Raw genomic sequence first — 16,357 nt, forward strand, 5'->3', positions numbered from 1 at the left:
GACGCCGTGAGCAATGCCACCCATCCCCCGCTCGGCCACGAGACGGACTACGACTGGGTCGTCGTCGGATCCGGCTTCGGCGGGAGCGTCGCAGCCCTGCGCCTGGCCGAGAAGGGCCACCGGGTGGCGGTGATCGAGCGCGGACGGGCGTACGCCGACGACGAGCTGCCCACGTCGGCCTCGGACCGTCGCCGATTCGTCTGGGCGCCGACACTGGGACTGCGCGGGATCATGCGCAACGTCCTGTTCCGACACGTCTTCAGCTCCGCCCAGACCGGGGTCGGCGGCGGCAGCCTGGTGTACGGCGGCGTCCTCTTCCGCCCCCACGAGGCCTTCTTCCGTCATTCCCAGTGGACGGAGCTCGCCCCATGGCAGGAGCACCTCGAACCCCACTACCGGACGGCGGAGCGGATGCTCGGGGCGAGCCGGACGCCCTGGGAGTCGGTGACCAGCGGTCTGACGCGCGAGGTCGCGAACCGGTTCGGCGGCTCCTTCTCGCCGGCGCCGGTGGCGGTCTTCTTCGGCGAGCCGGGTGTCACGGTGCCGGACCCGTACTTCGGCGGCGAAGGGCCGGACCGCACCGGATGCACCCGGTGCGGCCAGTGCATGACCGGTTGCCGTACCGGTGCCGCCAATCGGCTCACCAAGAACTACCTCTGGTTCGCCCAGAGGCACGGCGCCCGGATCCTCGCCGAGCGCGAGGTCGTCGACGTGACCCCGCTCGGGGCCGCGGACGGCGGCGACGGCTACCGGGTCTCGACTCGCCGCCCCGGTGCCGGGTGGCGACGAGGGCGCACCAGCATCACGACGCGTGGCGTCGTGTTCGCCGGCGGCGCCGTGGGCACCAACGCTCTCCTCGCGGACTGCAAGCACCGCGGGTCCCTGCCCGCCGTGAGCGACCGTCTGGGTCACCTCGTCCGCACCAACAGCGAGGCCGTGCTGTCGGTCCTTCTCCCCGAGGACGTCGGCACGTGGCGCGACGTGACCGCGAGCAGTCGAGTGGTCGTCGACGGCGACACCCAGATCGAGTTCCTCACCTATGGTCCGCGCGGCGACTTCATGCGGCTGATGTTCACTGTCCTGGTCGGCGAGGGCCCTCCCGTACGCCGCCTGCTGCACTGGCTCGGCACCGTGCTGCGGCACCCCCGGCGCTGGCTGGCGACGATGCGCTCGGGCTGGAGCGCACGGACCCTGATGATGCTCGTGATGCAGCCACGGGACAACGCGATCCGGTTCACGGCGAGGAAGCGGGTCCTGGGGAGCGGATACCGGCTCACCACCGGCCGTGACGACGCACGCCCCGCCCCGACGTACATCGACACAGGGCACCAGGTCGCACGGTGGCTGGCCGAGCGCACCGGGGGCATCGCCCAGAGCAGCGTGTTCGAGGCACTCGGGAACCGACCGATGACCGCCCACGTGCTCGGTGGAGCGGTGATCGGCGCGAGTCCCGACACAGGCGTCGTGGACGACCGACTCCGCGTCTTCGGTTACGAGAACATGGTCGTCTGCGACGCAGCCGCCCTCCCGGCCAATCCCGGCGTCAACCCCGCGCTGACGATCACCGCGCTGGCTGAGCACGCCATGGCCCACGTCCCTGCAGCCGGTTTGGGACGATGACGACCATGGCGAGAGATTCCACGGTGACCGACGGCCCGGCGAACGGCATCCCTGATCGACTCATCGCCGCAGCCGTCGCCATGCTCGCCGAGGAAGGGCCTTCGGCTATCAAGGCCCGGGCAGTGGCTGCACGGGCCGGCATGTCGAGCATGGTCGTCTACAACTACTTCGGAGGCGTCCCCGAACTGCTCAGCGCGGTGGAGGATCACGGCTTCGACCAGTTGGGGCAAGCGTTCGCGGAGGTAGGGGCGAGCGAGGACCCCGTGGCCGACCTGTTCACGATGGCCCTCATCACGCTGTCCTACGCGCGGGCGAACCCACACCTTTACGACGCCATGTTCGGCCTCTCGACCCGCGCCACGTACCGGCCCACGTCTGCGAAGGGCGAGCGTCGCGCCGGCCACTCCCCGGCCTTCAACACCGCGTACGCGCATGTCGTCGAGGCCGCCACACGGCTGGGCACCGTCGGCGGACTCGCCGTCGAGGACCCGAGGGCGGCGGCCGGCGCACTCTGGAGCTACGTCCACGGCTACATCGCGCTCGAGCTGTCCCAGCACTTCGCCGAGTTCGCCGACCCCGTCCGGCAGGTACTGGTCCCGATGGGCGTCACCTTCTGCGTCGGGCTCGGGGCCGACCGCGCCGCCGCCCTCGCATCGCACGAGACCGCCCTGCGGCGCGCCTGGGTCTAGAGGCCCCCTCGTCGCGCCTCCGGCAACTGGGGGTACGGCGGCCGGTCGGTCCCGAGCGTGCCGGTGCAGGCCAGCGGCCGGGCCTGGAGGAAGACGCCGACGCGATGGGTCTTCTGCTTCAACGCATGGGTCATGGCGCTGGCGTGCCCGCCCTTCTTGTAGGCGAAGTCCTGCGCCAGGCCGTAGGTCTTCCAGAGGCTGATCGAGGTGTGCTCGTACGGTAGCTGGGACGAGATGTCGATGCTGCCGCGATGCCCAGGGTGGTGGGCCGCCCTGCTCGCTGCGTGCGCGTTGTTGCGCACGAACTAGAGGAGCCGCCCGCGGCGCAGGATGCCGTGCACGATCGCGACCATGGGCTCGTCCACCGCGAGCGGATCGGCCCCCTCGGCGCTGGGCCGCCAGCCGTGCCAGTCGTCGCGCTCGGACTCCGAGTCGATCCGCACCCGCACGATCTCGCCGTCCATGCTGAACCGTCCCGGACCGTCGATCGCTCCGCGCAGCGGGCCAGCGAACGCGGCCTCCGCCGCGTCGGCCGACTCCCAGGCCGCCACGAGCGCACACCCGCCCGGCACGAGGCTGGGCACGAGGGCGTGGGTGCCGTTGTTGGCGTAGTTCACCGACCCGCCGCGCAGCCCGTCGACGCCCTTGCCGATCGCGCGGGCCACGTCACGTCGCCACCGCAGCCGGCCGCCCGGCGGTCGCCCGAAGGCGTCGATGGTGACGAAGTCCGGTCCGCCCATCACTTCGCACCGAGGAAGTCGAGGACCTCGGGAACGAACTCGTGGTGGTACTGGAACACGCCGCCGTGGCCCGAGGCCGGGTAGATCCGGAGACGGGAGTCGGGAAGCCGGGCAGCCATGTCCCTGGAGTGCTCGCTGGACACCATCAGGTCGTTGTCGCCGTTGGCGACCAGGACCGGGACCTTGATCTGCGACAGGTCGTCGGCGCGGTGCAGTCCCGCGCTGGTGATGGCGCGCACCTGTGCGATGCCGGCCTGCCTCGAGATCGGGATGTCCAGGTCCGACGTACGCTCCGCGAGCCGCGCGAAGTAGGCGTTGGCCGCCTTCTTGCCTTCCGCGGTGCGGGGGAAGAAGAGGAAGTGGCGCGGATCCTTCCTGCTCACGAACGCCTTGGCGTAGGCGCCTCCGACGATGAACGGCATCTTCCAGATGCCGCCGCCGCCTCGCGGGCCGGTGCCGGCGAGGACCATGCGGCGGACGAGGTCGGGGGCCTGGAGCGCGACCATCTGCGCCACTCCGCCGCCGAGCGAGAAGCCGATCAGGTCGACCTTGTCGTAGCCCAGTGCACGGATGAAGGCGATGGCGTCAGCGCCCATCTGGGACACGTCGGTCGGCACCCGGCCGCCCGTGCCCCCGACGCCGCGGTTGTCGAACGCGATCACGTGGTGCTTCGCCGCGACCCCGTCCAGCACGCGCGGGTCCCAGTCGTCGAGGACGGCGGTCAGGTGGTGCAGAAACACGACCGGTACGCCGCCGGGCTCGCCCAGCTCGCGGTAGGCGAACGAGGTGCCGCCGACGTCGATCGTCTTGGTCGGGGTGTTCTTCCAGGCGGTGGTCATGACTTCTTCCTCCGTGAGGGTGCTGCGGACGCGGGAGCGGGTGCCGGTGCGGCGCCCACGGGGCGGGCGTCGAGTCGGGCGAGGACGTCGAGGATGCGGCGGTCGCGGCTGAAGCGGGTGTCGAGCGTCGGGTTGAGGACGCCGCGCAGGGAGGAGACCGGGCCCCACAGGTTCGGGCGGATGACCCGCACCGCGCGGCTCTCGAGTCCGTCGGCGATGCCGGCTGCGGCCTGCTCCGGGGTGATGCGCTTGAGCATCGCCTTGGGCAGCGCGCCGAGCAGCTCCATGACGACCGGGTCCTCGTCGACGCCGCGGGCGATCATGTCGGTCTGGACGAGGGAGAAGTACGCCGTCAGGACGGAGACGCCATGGTCGGCGAGCTCGATGCGCAGGCCGCGTCCGAGCTGCTCGACGGCCGCCTTGCTCATGGCGTACGGGATCGTGCCCATGCCGTTGAGGAAGGCGAAGACCGAGCTGATCAGCACGACCTGCCCCTGCTGCGCGATCACCTGCGGCAGCGCCGCGGTCACCGTGTTGGCAACGCCCGTGACGTTCACCGCCAAGGTGGCCTCGATGTCCGCGGTGGGTGTGTTGCGCAGGGTGGCCGCCTTCGCGAGAAGTCCGGCGTTGGCAATCACGACGTCCAGACGCCCGAAGTGGTCGACCGCGCGAGCAACGGCGGCTTCGAGGGTGGCGGGCTCACGGACGTCGGCGACGCATCCCAGGGCGTCGGTCGGGTGCAGGTCCGTCGCACGACCGGGCGTCGCCGCGTCGATGTCGGCGATCACCACGCGGGCGCCGCGCCGGAGCAGGGTACGGGCCGTCGCGGCTCCGATCCCGCCGTTCCCGCCGGTGATGAGGACGACCCTGCCCGCGAGGTCGTAGGACGCGCGGCTCACTTGAGGCCCCGGCGCGGGGCGAACGAGACGCGGCCGTTGCGGCGCACCATGGCAAGGGCGGTGCGCAGGGCGCCACGGGCCAGGTCCGGCTCCTGCCCTCGGGCCAGCCGGTGCAGCTGGTCGGTGTTCCAGCTGATGTTCAGGAAGCCGTCGAGCGCCTTCAGGTCGGTGATCCGGCCGAGGATCGGGCGCATCCCGGCCCGGATCTCGTGCGTCGTCAGCACGCTGCTGCGCCCGTCGAGGATGCTCGCCGCGGCGTCGGTGGTGGTGACGGTCGGCCGGGCCATGCCCACGAGGTCGCAGTCGCCGCCGTCCAGCGCCGCCTCCATCGCGGCGCGGCTGCGGAATCCGCCGGTCACCGCGATCGGGATCGATCCCGCCTCGCGACGCACCGATCGCGCGTAGTCGAGGAAGTAGGCCTCCCGCTCGCGGGTGGAGGAGGCCTCGGAGCCGCCCATGGCCGGGGCCTCGTAGCTGCCGCCGCTGACCTCGATCAGGTCCACGGCCTCGTCGGCGAGTGCAGCGACGACCGCGCGCGAGTCGTCCTCGGTGAAGCCGCCGCGCTGGAAGTCGGCGGAGTTCAGCTTCACGGCGACCGCGAAGCCCGGGCTGACCCGGGCGCGCACGCGGCGCACGACCTCGATCAGGAACCGCATCCGCCGTTCCGGGGTACCTCCCCACTCGTCGGAGCGCAGGTTCGTGAGGGGCGAGAGGAACTGGGTGATCAGGTAGCCGTGGGCCGCGTGCAGCTCGATGCCGTCGAACCCGGCCTCTTCGCAGACCGCGGCGGCGGTCGCGAAGCGCTCGATGATGTCCTCGATCCCGGCCGCAGTCAGCTCGCGCGGCGTGGCGGCACCGGGCATCGCCAGCGGGACGGCGCTCGGCGCCACGGGGCGGTGGCCGACGTCGAGCAGGTTGGACTGGCGGCCGGGGTGGTTCAGCTGCGCGAGGATCAGCGCGCCCCCGTCGTGCGCGGCCTTGGCCCACGCCGTCAGCTGCGGCAGGGCGCGACGGTCCTCGATCACGATGTTGCCCGGCTCCCCCAGGTGCCCCCGGTCGACCATGATGTTCCCGGTGACGAGCAGTCCGTAGCCGCCCTGCGCCCAGCGGCGGTAGAGGGTGACGATCCGGTTGTCGGGCGAGTTGTCAGCGTCGCCCAGGGCCTCGCTCATCGCCGCCTTCACGATGCGGTTGGGCAGGCGTACGCCGGACGGAAGGTCGAGCGGATCAGCGAGCGAGGCCATGGCGACTCCAGATTTCGGGATTGCAGTACGGTCGTAATAGTATGATCGTAATGCTAAGATTCCCGCAAGCCCCCGAGAGGAGATTGACCCCATGGCGCGCTACGCCCCGGAGCACAAGGAGGCGACCCGGCGTCGCATGATCGAGACGGCCGGGCGCCGGTTCAAGAGCGACGGCATCGACGGCTCCGGCATCGCGACCCTGGTCGCTGACGCCGGCCTGACCAACGGCGCCTTCTACGGCCACTTCTCCTCGAAGGACGACCTGGTCGCCGCGGTCGTGGCGCAGCAGCTCGAGGCCCAGGTCGCCGTCGTGAACTCCCTGCCGGCCGGACTCGCCTCGGTCGAGCAGTACCTGCAGTACTACCTCTCCCCCGCACATCGCGACGACCTCGCCGGCGGCTGCCCCTCGGCGGCCCTCCTGGACGAGGTCGGGCGGTGCGACGTGGCAGTCCGTGAGGCCTACACCGCGGGCGCGACCGCGATGATCCAGGCCATCGCACGTCACCTCGACAACGGAGACCCGGAACAGACCGAGCAGCGCGCGATCGGGCTCTTCTCGCTGCTCGTCGGATCCCTCCAGGCGGCCCGCGCGGTCACCGACCCCGACCTGTCCGACCGCATGCTCGCGGCGGCGTACGCGAATGCGGTGGCCCTGGCCACCGCTCCCCGTCCTCCCGTCCACACGAACCGTCAGGAGTCCGAATGAAGGCCTTCGTCGTCACCCACTACGGCCCTGACGGACTCAAGGCTGCCGACGTCCCGGCGCCGAGCGTCGGGCCGCGCGACGTGCTCGTCGACATCCGGGCCGCCAGCATCAACCCGCTCGACATGATGGTCCGCAACGGCGAGTTCAAGCAGCTCCTCAAGTACAAGCAGCCCTTCGTCCTGGGCCACGACCTGTCCGGTGTGATCACGAAGGTCGGCGCCGACGTCCGCGGCCTCGAGGTCGGGGACGAGGTCTACGCGCGGCCCCGGGACCTGCGCATCGGCGCCTTCGCCGAGCAGCTCGCCATCGACGCCGACGACGTGGCGCTCAAGCCGAGCTCCCTGTCGTTCGAGGAGGCCGCGGCCGTCCCGCTGGTCGCCCTCGCCGCCTGGCAGGCACTCGTCGACGTCGCCGACGTCCAGCCCGGGCACAAGGTCCTCGTCCACGCCGGTGCCGGCGGACTCGGCTCGACCGTGGTCCAGGTCGCCAAGCACCTCGGCGCGCACGTCGCCACCACGGCCCACACCAACGACATCGCCCGGGTGCGCGCTCTCGGCGCCGACGAGGTCATCGACTACACCCGCGATGACTTCACGCAGGTCGTGTCCGGGTACGACGTGGTCCTCGACTCGCTCGGAGCCGCCAGCCTCGAGAAGTCCCTGACAATCCTCAAGCCGGGCGGCCTCGCCATCAGCGTCGTCGGCCCGCCCGACCCCGCTTTCGCCACCCAGCTCGGACAGCCGCTCCTCAAGCCGGTCATGGCGCTGTTGAGCCGCAAGGTCCGCCGCCGTGCGCGGAAGCTCGGCGTGCGCTACTCCTTCTTCTTCATGCGGGCCAGCGGTGCCCAGCTCGCCTCGCTCGCTGCCCTCTACGACGCCGGCACCCTCCGCCCCGTCCTCGACCGCACGTTCCCGTTCGACCGGACCCCCGACGCGATGGCCTACGTCGAGCAGGGCAAAGCCTCCGGCAAGATCGTGGTGACCCGATGACGGCGACCGGCGCGTCGACCGCACCCGGGACCACCTCGGTCACCGCGCCCACCCGTCACGTCGAGGCTGCCGGCGCCCGGTTCGCGTACCGCGAGCTCGGTCCCCGCGACGGCGTTCCGCTCGTGCTGCTCCACCACTTCACCGCCACCATCGACGACTGGGATCCCCGGGTCCTGGACGGCATCGCCGCGGAGCGCCCCGTCGTCGTCTTCGACAACCGTGGGGTCGGCGGCACCCGGGGCCGCGTGCCGACGACGGTCGAGGCGATGGCGGACGACGCACTCGCCTTCATCCACGCGTTCCGCTGGACCGAGGTCGACCTGCTCGGATTCTCCCTGGGCGGCTTCGTCGCCCAGGTCATCGCGAGCCGGGAGCCGCGCTTGGTGCGCAGGCTGGTCCTGGCCGGCACCGGACCAGCAGGGTTCAAGGGCGTCGGCCAGTTCAACCGCCGCCTGCTCACAGACTCGGGCCAAGGCCTCCTCACCCGGAGTGACCCGAAGCCGCTGCTGTTCTTCACCCGGACCAGGACCGGACGCGCAGCGGCCGTCGACTACATGGCACGCATCGGCGAGCGGACCAGTGACCGCGTGAACCGGACCTCGCTGCGGGCAGCCGCCCGCCAGCTGCTCGCCATCGCGCGGTGGGGCGCCCGCAGCCCGATGGACCTCGCGCTGATCGGCCAGCCGACCCTGGTCGCCAACGGGGAGGACGACCGCATGCTCGCGACCCGCGGGTCCTTCGAGCTGGCGCACCGGATCCCGAACGCGCGCCTCGTCATCTATCCGGACGCCGGGCACGGCGGCGTCTTCCAGCACCACGACCGTTTCGTACCGGAAGTCCTGGGCTTCCTGCGCTGAGCGCAGGTTCCGCTCGAGCTCGCCGCGCCACCCCTTTGGGCCGCCTGGCGGCACCGCATCCGCACCGACCTTGCACCGACCATTGGGGAACCGTCATGAGCGCCACCAACAACGAACCCGTCATCACGTCGTACGCCCAGGCTCCCGCGCGCACCGTCATCGCCGGCGACGTGACCTACGCCTACCGCGAGCTCGGCCCGAAGCGCGGCATTCCCGTCGTCTTCTTCGTCCACCTCGCTGCGACCCTCGACAACTGGGACCCCCGCATCGTCGACCCCATCGCCAAGAACCGGCACGTCATCACCTTCGACCAGCGTGGCGTCGGTGCCTCGACCGGTCAGGTGCCAGCCACCCTCGAGGAGGCAGCCGACCACGCCTACGAGTTCATCACCGCTCTAGGGTTCGAGCAGATCGACGTCTTCTCGTTCTCGATGGGCGGCATGATCGCCCAGGACCTGATCGTCAAGCACCCCGACCTGGTCCGCCGGCTTGTCCTGACCGGCACCGGGCCGCGCGGCGGCAAGGACATGGACAAGGTTGTCGGCGTGACCTATTGGGACATCCTCCGCGCGACCCTGACGCGTTCGGACCCGAAGGAGTTCCTCTTCTTCAACCGCGACGCGACCGGGAAGGCCGCCGGGAAGGCGTTCGTCCGGCGGCTCCAGGAGCGCACCATCGACCGCGACAAGGACATCACCCTCAAGGCGCTGCGCACCCAGCTCAAGGCGATCCAGAGGTTCGGCCGCTCCGCACCCTCCGACCTCTCGACCTTCACCCAGCCCACGCTGATCGCCAACGGCGACCACGACCGCATGGTCCCCACCGTCCTGTCCGAGGACCTCCATCACCGCATCAAGGGCAGCGAACTGATCATCTACCCGAACTCCGGACACGGCGGCATCTTCCAGTTCCACGAGCAGTTCGCGCCCGTCGCTGCCGAGTTCCTCGCCCCCTGAAGGCCCAAGGCAGCCAGCCCCACGCCGCTGGACAACGAACGGCGGAACTGAGGCGCCCCATCCACCAGGCGAGTAGAGAGGCGCAGGCCTTCTCCCGGATTTCGAGCTGTGCCGGTCGCCGCGGATCGGGGTCGGTTGTTACAACTCCGGTACAAACAGCCGGCCATCTTCGACGTTTGCGCAGGTCAGCATGGGTCAGTCAGTCAGCGCTACGACATCTGAGTGGACTACGCCCCCGACCTGCGCTTCGCAGGTCAGCGGCTGACTCGGGCCACACCGAGGCCACCGGGGCATGCGGCCGTCGATCATGCATCGACGGCCGCATCGCTGCGTCAACGGGCGTTGTGTTGGCGAGCGCCGCCGTGAGAGGTGAGATCCGAGCCCGCCAGCCCACGCAGCAGCGCGCCAGCATTCCACCGTCCCATGAGCTGTGCCCTGCTGACCAACAACAGCTCGGAACTCCCCGTGGCTCAATCTGCCCACGCTGACGCATGACTTCGGCGCGCAAGAGCGGCTCTCTGCCCGAATCGACATCCGACAAGGCCCGAAGAACGGCCGCAGGATCACGTTGGTCCGCAGTGACCTCGTCCGAGTGGGAGGGCTCTGCTGCACGGACCAGCGCCGGCTCGACGTCGTCGATCAGGCACAGGCACTTGTCGCCGTGTCGCAGCCCTCTGCCAAGAAGGGGTAGAGCAACCGCTCACGCTCGGCGGGACCGAGTAGAGCGCGCAGAGGTGAGTTCCTGAGCTGACGACGCCGACCCCGGGAATCCCAAGGCTCAGACCATTCATGCTGGCCACCGTTCGCCGGATCCGAGGTAGAAGTTCGACAGTACGCGCATCTGCCAGGGGGCGCACCCACGCGCGAGGCGGGTGGAGGTCTCCTGAAGGCCGTCGTCGTCATTCGGGAGCAGGCTCATCCCCGCTGGTGCGGACAGGCGTCAACGCCGTGCCCGCTACTCGGCCCTGACGCGCCTGGTGTCGTAGGCCCACATCGCGATCTCCACGCGGTTGCGGGCGCCCAGCTTGCCCATGAGCGAAGCGATGTGGCTCTTGACCGTGCTCAGGCCGACGAAGAGCTCGGCGGCGATCTCGGCGTTGGTCCGGCCGCGCGCGACCAGCGCGAGCACCTCCTCCTCGCGGTCGGTGAGCGGAGCGATGGGCTGGACCGGTGCCACCGGCGCCTCGTCGGCGAAGGTCGCCAGCAGCCGTCGGGTGATGTTGGGGGCGATCAGGGCGTCCCCGTTGGCTGCCGCGTGGATGGCCTGGACCAGGAGCTCTGGCCCGGCGTCCTTGAGCAGGAAGCCGCGGGCGCCGGCGCGCAGGGAGCCGAGCACGTACTCGTCGAGGTCGAAGGTAGTGATCACGACGACCGCCATCGGGTCGGTCACGTCAGGCCCGGCCAGGCGCCGCGTCACCTCGACGCCGTCGAGGCCGGGCATCCGGATGTCGACGAGGAGGACGTCGGGACGCAGCCGGGTCGCCAGGTCGAGCGCGGCGAGCCCGTCCGCGGCCTCCCCCACGACCTCCAGGTCGGGCTGCGCGCCCAGGATCATCACCAGCCCGGTCCGGACCAGGTCCTGGTCGTCGGCCACGACGACGCGGATGGTCATGCCAGCGCCTGCGCCGGCAGCACGGCCTCGACCATCCAACCACCCTCGGGCCGCGGCCCCGCGGAGAGCGATCCGCCGAGGAGCTGGGCGCGTTCGGTCATGCCCAGCAGGCCGAACCCGGGCGCGGGAACCGGCCCCGGCTCGTTGGCGCCGTCGTCGCTGACCCGCAGCCTGACGGCGTCGCCCTCTCGTCGTACGTCGATCCCGACGCGAGTCGCGCCCCGGGCGTGCCGTAGGGCGTTGGTGAGCGACTCCTGCGCGAGGCGGTAGAGCGCGGCGTCCACGGGTCGCGCCAGCGAGATCAGCGAGCCGTCCAGGGAGACCTCGACAGCCGGCGTCGCGTCGGCGTTCGCGAGAGCGGGCAGGTCCGCGACACCCCGCTGCGGCGCGTAGGCGACGGACTCCTGCTCGCGCAGCACCCGCACCATGGACCTCATCTCCGCCAGAGTGCGCGACGCCTCGGACTCGATCGCAGCCAGGACCTCGGCAGCCTTCTCGGGCTGGACGCCGGCGACCGCGCCACCGGCCTGCGCCTGCACCGCGATGGCGGAGACATGATGGGCGACGATGTCGTGCAGCTCGCGCGCCAGGGCGACCCTCTCCTCGTTGCGGATCTCGCGGCGCTGACGATGCCAGAGGTCCGCGCGGTAGCGGAACATCGCCGCGAGGGCGACGCACAGCAGCAGGAGGACGCTCCCGCCGAAGACGTCGGCCCGGCCCGCGGAGGAGGCGTACATCCCGAGCGCGACGACGACGGCGACGAACGCCGTACCGACGACCGCCTCCCGTCCCGAGCCCCACCGGACCACGGAGTAGAGCAGGATCAGAACGGCCAGCATGGCGTGGAGGCCGAGGTCCCCGTCGTGGGAGGTCAGCTGCAGGACCGTGAGCAACCCGGCAACGCCCCATCCGGCCAGGGCGGCCGTCAGCGGACGGCTCCGCCGCCAGAGTAGAGCGGGGATCAGCGCCAGGGCGAGCACCGTCGCCAGCGGTCGCCAGGCCACGTCCGGCCGGACGACGGCCTCGACCGCGACGGCGGCCGCGAACGCCGCCACCAGCAGCCAGTCGAGACGACCGACGGGCGCGACGTCAGCCGGCCGCGGCTCGTCGAAGATGGAGCGCCTGACAGTGACCACGGCCCCAGCCTAGGGAACGGCGCGCCTCGGCATACCGGCCGAAAGTACGAGACGGAGCTCATGCCATCGGCCAGGCGAACCCCGGCCTGCGGGCCGATGCCGGCCGCCGCTGAGCCCGGCCATCGTGGAGCTACCGATCCTCACCACGCAACGGAGACCCCCGATGAGCACACCTCACCCCACCGCGACACTGCACGACCAGCCGATCCCGCTGCGAGTCAAGCTCGCCGCAGCGTGGACCAGCTTCATGTTCCTGTACGCGTACGTCGACATCCTCAACTTCTTCACGCCCGGCGTCGTCGACGACATCCTCGACGGCAGGGTCTTCGAGTTCGACGTCTCGCAGACCTTCTCCGCCACGGCGCTGACCCTGATGGCCGTCCCGATCCTGATGATCGTGCTGTCGGTGACGCTGCCCGCCCCGGCGAGCCGCATCACCAACCTGATCGTGGCCCTGCTCTACGTCCCCGTCACGGCGTTCAACGCGCTGGGCGAGTCGTGGCTGCTCTTCTACGGCCTCGGCATCGTGCTGGAGCTGATGCTCCTCGGCCTGATCGTGCGGTACGCCTGGGCCTGGCCCCGCGCCGCTTCGTCGGCGACCGCGGCGCCCGTGGGGACCAGCCGGACCGTGTGACCGCGATCGCCGCATCCCACTGCAGCGCGGCGACCTCACTCGATCACGCGCACCTCGACGTCGCCGTACTCGGGATGGCGCGTCAGCCACTCGGTGACCCACGGACACACCGTCGCGACCCGTACGCCGGCCGCGCGGGCGTCGTCGAGGACGGTCCGGATCATCCGGCTGGCGAGGCCGTTGCCCTCGGTGCCGGGGAAGACGACCTGGGTGTTGACGAGGATCAGCTGGTCACCGAAGCGCTCGTAGTCGACGAAGCCGGCGACCTCGTCGTCCTGGACGATCTCGTAGCGCTGCCGGTCGTGGTTGTCGCGAACCACCGCATCGGTCATGAGAGCTTCCTTGGGTTCCTAGGCACTCGACTCGCATCGCGACGGAATCGCAAGGCCTGACCGGCGGGCCGGCGCGACGGCTCGGCCGGTGGTCGAGCGCCAGCTGCCACGGTGGCCGGTCATCTACCACGGTCGAGCGTCAGCTGGCACGGGGTCCTGACCGGTCCCAGCACCGTGGTGGATGCACGGACACCGAGTTACAAGCGAGCTCGGGCTCCGACGGCGATGGGGCTCGGGTCAAGCCAGCTGCCGCCGTCACGCTTCTCGACCGGCTCCGCCGTGCAGTCGACCGCCCGCCAGATCGGCAGCGACGGGCCGGCAGCGACGGCTTCGCTACCGGCTGGTGGATGGTGGATGGTCGCGGCGGCGGCTGTGCTCGCCGGCGCGACCATCCTCGGCGGTCGCGGCCTCAGTGGGTCGCGACCCGCATGACCCCGCCGTTGGCACCCGGCGCCGCGGATCCGACGGTGACGTACATCGCCCCGTCCGGCCCCTGGGCGATGCCCCCGGGTACCGGCAGCTGGCCGGCACCGATGTGGTGCTGCCTCGTCGGGTGCTTGAACGGGATCCGCACGATGTCACCCGGCGGCGTCGCGTTCAGGCCGCCCGCGAACATCTCGGTCGCCCAGAAGTTGCCGTGGCGGTCGAAGGTGCACGCGGTGATGGTGGTCAGGCCACTGGCCCAGACCGTCGGCTCGGTCGGGAAGTTGGCGTTCGGGTCGACGCGCCACACCTGGGAGAACCCACCCGTGCCCGGCGGGACGAACAGGTTCGAGACGAAGTCGAGCGTGCCGACGTACAGATAGCCATCCGGACCTTGCGCGATGCAGGTCGGTGTCGAGTCGCGGAAGGCTCCGAAGTCCTCGTTGGGGAGGTAGGACACCACGCGCGCGGTGCCGTTGCGCCTGATCTCGCTGATCGTGTTGGCGCCGGCGTCCGCGACGAAGGTGCGGATCCGGCCGGTCCGGGCGTCCTTCATGACGAGGACGCCGTACGGGTTCGAGTCGGGGAAGTCGCTCGGGAACAGGTCGACGTGGTCGCCGGTCCACTGGTACATCTGCGAGCCGACGTCCGACTTCGAGGTGGCCGCACCGGTGGCGCCGTCGAGGCGGTAGAGATGACCGGCCTGCGGGTCGTTCACCTGTCCGTTCGTCGCGGCGAGGATGCCCGGCGTCGACTCGCTGGTGATCAGCCGCACCTGGCAGCCGTTGTGCCGGCCGTGACGGTGGTGCTTCATGCAGCCTCTGCCGAACGCACTGATGCCCTCAGGACCGAGGACGTCGGGAGGCGCAGACGGGTCCTCGGTCGCGTAGAGCGAGTTGAACTGCGTCGACCACGCGGGTTTCGAAGAGCCCCACCTGTACTTGCTCACCTTGCCCGAGTGGGTCATGCCGACCGGGCCCTCGCCCGCGACGCCGGACTCCACGACGTACATGCTCCCCTGGCCGTCGAACGCGATGCCGCGGGGCGCGGCCAGGCCGCCGAGGACCGGCGTGATGGTGGGAGACGATGCGGCGTACGTGACGCCGGTGGGTACCAGGGCGCCCGCTGAGAGCGCGACAACAGACACTGCAGACGCAAGGACGCGGCTGCGCAAGCGACGAACGGCCATGACTCTCCTTCAGGTGGCGCCGGAGCGAAGGCGCCGTCAGGAATGGTCCCCGCGGCACAGTCTCCGGCGGATGCCCCGCGGGTGCATCACCCAGATTGGTCATCAACCCCGAGCGCCCTGCGTCGGGGCGCTGCCTCAGGGACGGCGCGCGTAGACGGCGACCAGGCCGCCGTCCCGCGTGACGACGGCGCCGTCGACGAAGCCGGCGGCGTGGATCTCGGCGACCAGCTGCTCCGGCGTCCGCTCGGGCACACCCCAGCCGTCGAGCATCACCCGCTCGGTCGCATAGCTGCGGGCCTCGACCCCGTCGGGCTCGGCGGCCATCTTGGCGTGGTCGCCGAAGAGCGGCGCGCGGACGACGGCTCCGCTGCGCAGGTTCGCGAACAGGCTCGCGAGCGCCGCCTCGCGGGTCTCGGCGGGGAAGAACCACTGCGCCCAGAAGCCCGCGTCGAACGGCTCCTCGCCCCGGTACGTCGTCGCGTCGCCCGCCACGAACTCCACCCGGTCGGCCACCCCGAGCGCCGCGGCCCGGCGCCGCGCCTCCTCCGCCAGGTGCGGATCGAGCTCGACCCCGACCGCCCGCAGGGTCGGCTCCGCCTGGAGCAGCGTGAGCAGCCGCCCGGCCACGCCGCAGCCGAGCTCGAGATAGCGGGCGCCGTCCGCCATGCCGGCCCAGTAGGGATCGGCGGCCAGGTCGCGGCGGAAGCCCTCGACCAGTCCCGCGGAGAACGGGTTCGGCGAGACGCCGCGGGCGAAGACGAGGCGGTCGGCCGGGCTGAGGTCGGCGTACCCGATCTCGCAGGCGAGCATGTCGTCGACGACCCGGCCGCGGGCGATGACGCTCCCGACGGTCACGAAGTTGTCGTCGGACGTGAGCGCCCGCCACGCCGGCGTCAGCCGGTAGCCCGAGCCGTCGGGCTCCGCCTCCGCGACCCCGTGGGCCACCAGCGCGAGGCAGAGCGCGACCGGGTCGCCGTCCGGCTGAAAGCCGTCGCGCAGCGACCGCAGCAGCCCGGAGCGGTCGGCGCGGTCGATCAGGCTCAGCAGGTTGCTCGCCGCGAGCAACGGGTCGAGCGCCTGCTCGAGCGCGGCGAAGAAGGTGGGCTGCTCGGTCACCGGCGCTCCTCGGAATCAGCCACGAGCGTAGGTCTCCACCGCCTTCGCCTCGAACTCGAAGCCCACCGCCGCCACGTCGCCCACGACCCAGGCGTCGTGCCCCGGTTCGATGACGTAGGCGTTGCCCGCGACGACCTTCTGCTCGGTGCCGTCGTCGAAGGTGACCGCGAGCTCGCCGGCCACGAGCGTCCCGACGTGGTGCACCTGGCACGAGTCGGTGCCGGCGATCGGCTTGACGCACTCCGACCAGCGCCAGCCGGGCTGGAACGTCATCCGGGCGACACTGGCGCCCGGCAGCTGGACGACGTCGACGGTGGTCTTGTCCGGGGACCGGCGCTCGTCCGGCTCGTCGAAGCTCTTGATGTGAATGGCCATG

Annotated in this window: 18 protein-coding genes; 7 read left to right on the top strand and 11 right to left on the bottom strand. The window is 71.1% G+C overall.

All coding sequences use genetic code 11. The features are described from left to right. The first annotated feature begins 6 nt into the window (after nucleotides 1-6). The gene (locus tag AB4880_RS00285; RefSeq protein ID WP_367917189.1) at nucleotides 7-1,620 is read left to right on the top strand and encodes a GMC oxidoreductase; all 1,614 of its coding nucleotides are present in this window, start codon (nucleotides 7-9) and stop codon (nucleotides 1,618-1,620) included. Next, nucleotides 1,617-2,309: a TetR/AcrR family transcriptional regulator gene (locus AB4880_RS00290; protein ID WP_367917190.1), complete on the top strand. Its 693-nt coding sequence runs from the start codon at nucleotides 1,617-1,619 to the stop codon at nucleotides 2,307-2,309. The genes AB4880_RS00285 and AB4880_RS00290 overlap by 4 nt, the downstream gene beginning before the upstream one ends. Here AB4880_RS00290 and AB4880_RS00295 read toward each other — a convergent pair. Genes AB4880_RS00295 through AB4880_RS00315 form a run of 5 tightly spaced genes read right to left on the bottom strand, consistent with a single transcriptional unit; the run spans nucleotide 2,306 to nucleotide 6,031 of the window. Next, nucleotides 2,306-2,611 (bottom strand): hypothetical protein, encoded by a 306-nt coding sequence (locus tag AB4880_RS00295; protein WP_367917191.1) that lies wholly within the window; start codon nucleotides 2,609-2,611, stop codon nucleotides 2,306-2,308. The genes AB4880_RS00290 and AB4880_RS00295 overlap by 4 nt on opposite strands. A 3-nt stretch (nucleotides 2,612-2,614) precedes the next feature. Next, on the bottom strand, nucleotides 2,615-3,049 hold the full coding sequence (locus AB4880_RS00300; RefSeq protein ID WP_367917192.1) for a hypothetical protein: 435 nt from the start codon (nucleotides 3,047-3,049) through the stop codon (nucleotides 2,615-2,617). Then, nucleotides 3,049-3,888 carry an alpha/beta fold hydrolase gene (locus tag AB4880_RS00305; protein ID WP_367917193.1) on the bottom strand — a complete coding sequence of 280 codons (840 nt, stop codon included), beginning with the start codon at nucleotides 3,886-3,888 and terminating at the stop codon, nucleotides 3,049-3,051. Before AB4880_RS00305 ends, AB4880_RS00300 begins: the two co-directional genes overlap by 1 nt. Continuing rightward, on the bottom strand, nucleotides 3,885-4,787 hold the full coding sequence (locus AB4880_RS00310) for an SDR family NAD(P)-dependent oxidoreductase (protein ID WP_367917194.1): 903 nt from the start codon (nucleotides 4,785-4,787) through the stop codon (nucleotides 3,885-3,887). The genes AB4880_RS00305 and AB4880_RS00310 overlap by 4 nt, the downstream gene beginning before the upstream one ends. Further along, nucleotides 4,784-6,031, bottom strand: coding sequence for an NADH:flavin oxidoreductase/NADH oxidase family protein (locus AB4880_RS00315; RefSeq protein ID WP_367917195.1), 1,248 nt, complete (start codon nucleotides 6,029-6,031; stop codon nucleotides 4,784-4,786). The genes AB4880_RS00310 and AB4880_RS00315 overlap by 4 nt, the downstream gene beginning before the upstream one ends. Before the next feature lie 91 nt (nucleotides 6,032-6,122). Here AB4880_RS00315 and AB4880_RS00320 point away from each other — a divergent pair, with 91 nt between their 5' ends. The 4 genes from AB4880_RS00320 to AB4880_RS00335 all read left to right on the top strand — a co-directional run bounded on the left by AB4880_RS00320 (nucleotide 6,123) and on the right by AB4880_RS00335 (nucleotide 9,539). Further along, nucleotides 6,123-6,737, top strand: coding sequence for a TetR/AcrR family transcriptional regulator (locus AB4880_RS00320; protein ID WP_367917196.1), 615 nt, complete (start codon nucleotides 6,123-6,125; stop codon nucleotides 6,735-6,737). After that, a complete protein-coding gene (locus AB4880_RS00325; protein ID WP_367917197.1) occupies nucleotides 6,734-7,726 on the top strand; it encodes an NADP-dependent oxidoreductase in 993 nt (330 codons plus the stop codon). The genes AB4880_RS00320 and AB4880_RS00325 overlap by 4 nt, the downstream gene beginning before the upstream one ends. After that, the gene (locus AB4880_RS00330; protein ID WP_367917198.1) at nucleotides 7,723-8,583 is read left to right on the top strand and encodes an alpha/beta fold hydrolase; all 861 of its coding nucleotides are present in this window, start codon (nucleotides 7,723-7,725) and stop codon (nucleotides 8,581-8,583) included. Before AB4880_RS00325 ends, AB4880_RS00330 begins: the two co-directional genes overlap by 4 nt. Before the next feature lie 95 nt (nucleotides 8,584-8,678). After that, nucleotides 8,679-9,539 (top strand): alpha/beta fold hydrolase, encoded by an 861-nt coding sequence (locus AB4880_RS00335; RefSeq protein ID WP_367917199.1) that lies wholly within the window; start codon nucleotides 8,679-8,681, stop codon nucleotides 9,537-9,539. 955 nt (nucleotides 9,540-10,494) lie between these two features. Here the strand turns inward: AB4880_RS00335 and AB4880_RS00340 are convergent. Continuing rightward, nucleotides 10,495-11,151 carry a response regulator gene (locus AB4880_RS00340; protein ID WP_367917200.1) on the bottom strand — a complete coding sequence of 219 codons (657 nt, stop codon included), beginning with the start codon at nucleotides 11,149-11,151 and terminating at the stop codon, nucleotides 10,495-10,497. Continuing rightward, a complete protein-coding gene (locus tag AB4880_RS00345; protein ID WP_367917201.1) occupies nucleotides 11,148-12,287 on the bottom strand; it encodes a sensor histidine kinase in 1,140 nt (379 codons plus the stop codon). The genes AB4880_RS00340 and AB4880_RS00345 overlap by 4 nt, the downstream gene beginning before the upstream one ends. Nucleotides 12,288-12,450: 163 nt before the next feature. Here AB4880_RS00345 and AB4880_RS00350 point away from each other — a divergent pair, with 163 nt between their 5' ends. Further along, nucleotides 12,451-12,921, top strand: coding sequence for a DUF6326 family protein (locus AB4880_RS00350; RefSeq protein ID WP_367917202.1), 471 nt, complete (start codon nucleotides 12,451-12,453; stop codon nucleotides 12,919-12,921). A 35-nt stretch (nucleotides 12,922-12,956) separates the two neighbouring features. Here AB4880_RS00350 and AB4880_RS00355 read toward each other — a convergent pair whose 3' ends face one another. From AB4880_RS00355 to AB4880_RS00370, 4 genes are all read right to left on the bottom strand, one after another. After that, the gene (locus AB4880_RS00355) at nucleotides 12,957-13,253 is read right to left on the bottom strand and encodes a GNAT family N-acetyltransferase (RefSeq protein WP_367917203.1); all 297 of its coding nucleotides are present in this window, start codon (nucleotides 13,251-13,253) and stop codon (nucleotides 12,957-12,959) included. Between the two features lie 409 nt (nucleotides 13,254-13,662). After that, entirely contained in the window at nucleotides 13,663-14,865 is a 1,203-nt protein-coding gene (locus tag AB4880_RS00360; RefSeq protein WP_367917204.1) for a ScyD/ScyE family protein, read from the bottom strand. A 135-nt stretch (nucleotides 14,866-15,000) separates the two neighbouring features. Then, the gene (locus AB4880_RS00365; protein WP_367917205.1) at nucleotides 15,001-15,981 is read right to left on the bottom strand and encodes an SAM-dependent methyltransferase; all 981 of its coding nucleotides are present in this window, start codon (nucleotides 15,979-15,981) and stop codon (nucleotides 15,001-15,003) included. Nucleotides 15,982-15,996: 15 nt separating this feature from the next. Next, entirely contained in the window at nucleotides 15,997-16,356 is a 360-nt protein-coding gene (locus AB4880_RS00370) for a cupin domain-containing protein (RefSeq protein WP_367917206.1), read from the bottom strand. Nucleotide 16,357: the final 1 nt, after the last annotated feature.

It is taken from the genome of Nocardioides ginsengisoli (assembly GCF_039537225.1).
In the GTDB taxonomy this organism is placed as follows: domain Bacteria; phylum Actinomycetota; class Actinomycetes; order Propionibacteriales; family Nocardioidaceae; genus Nocardioides; species Nocardioides ginsengisoli.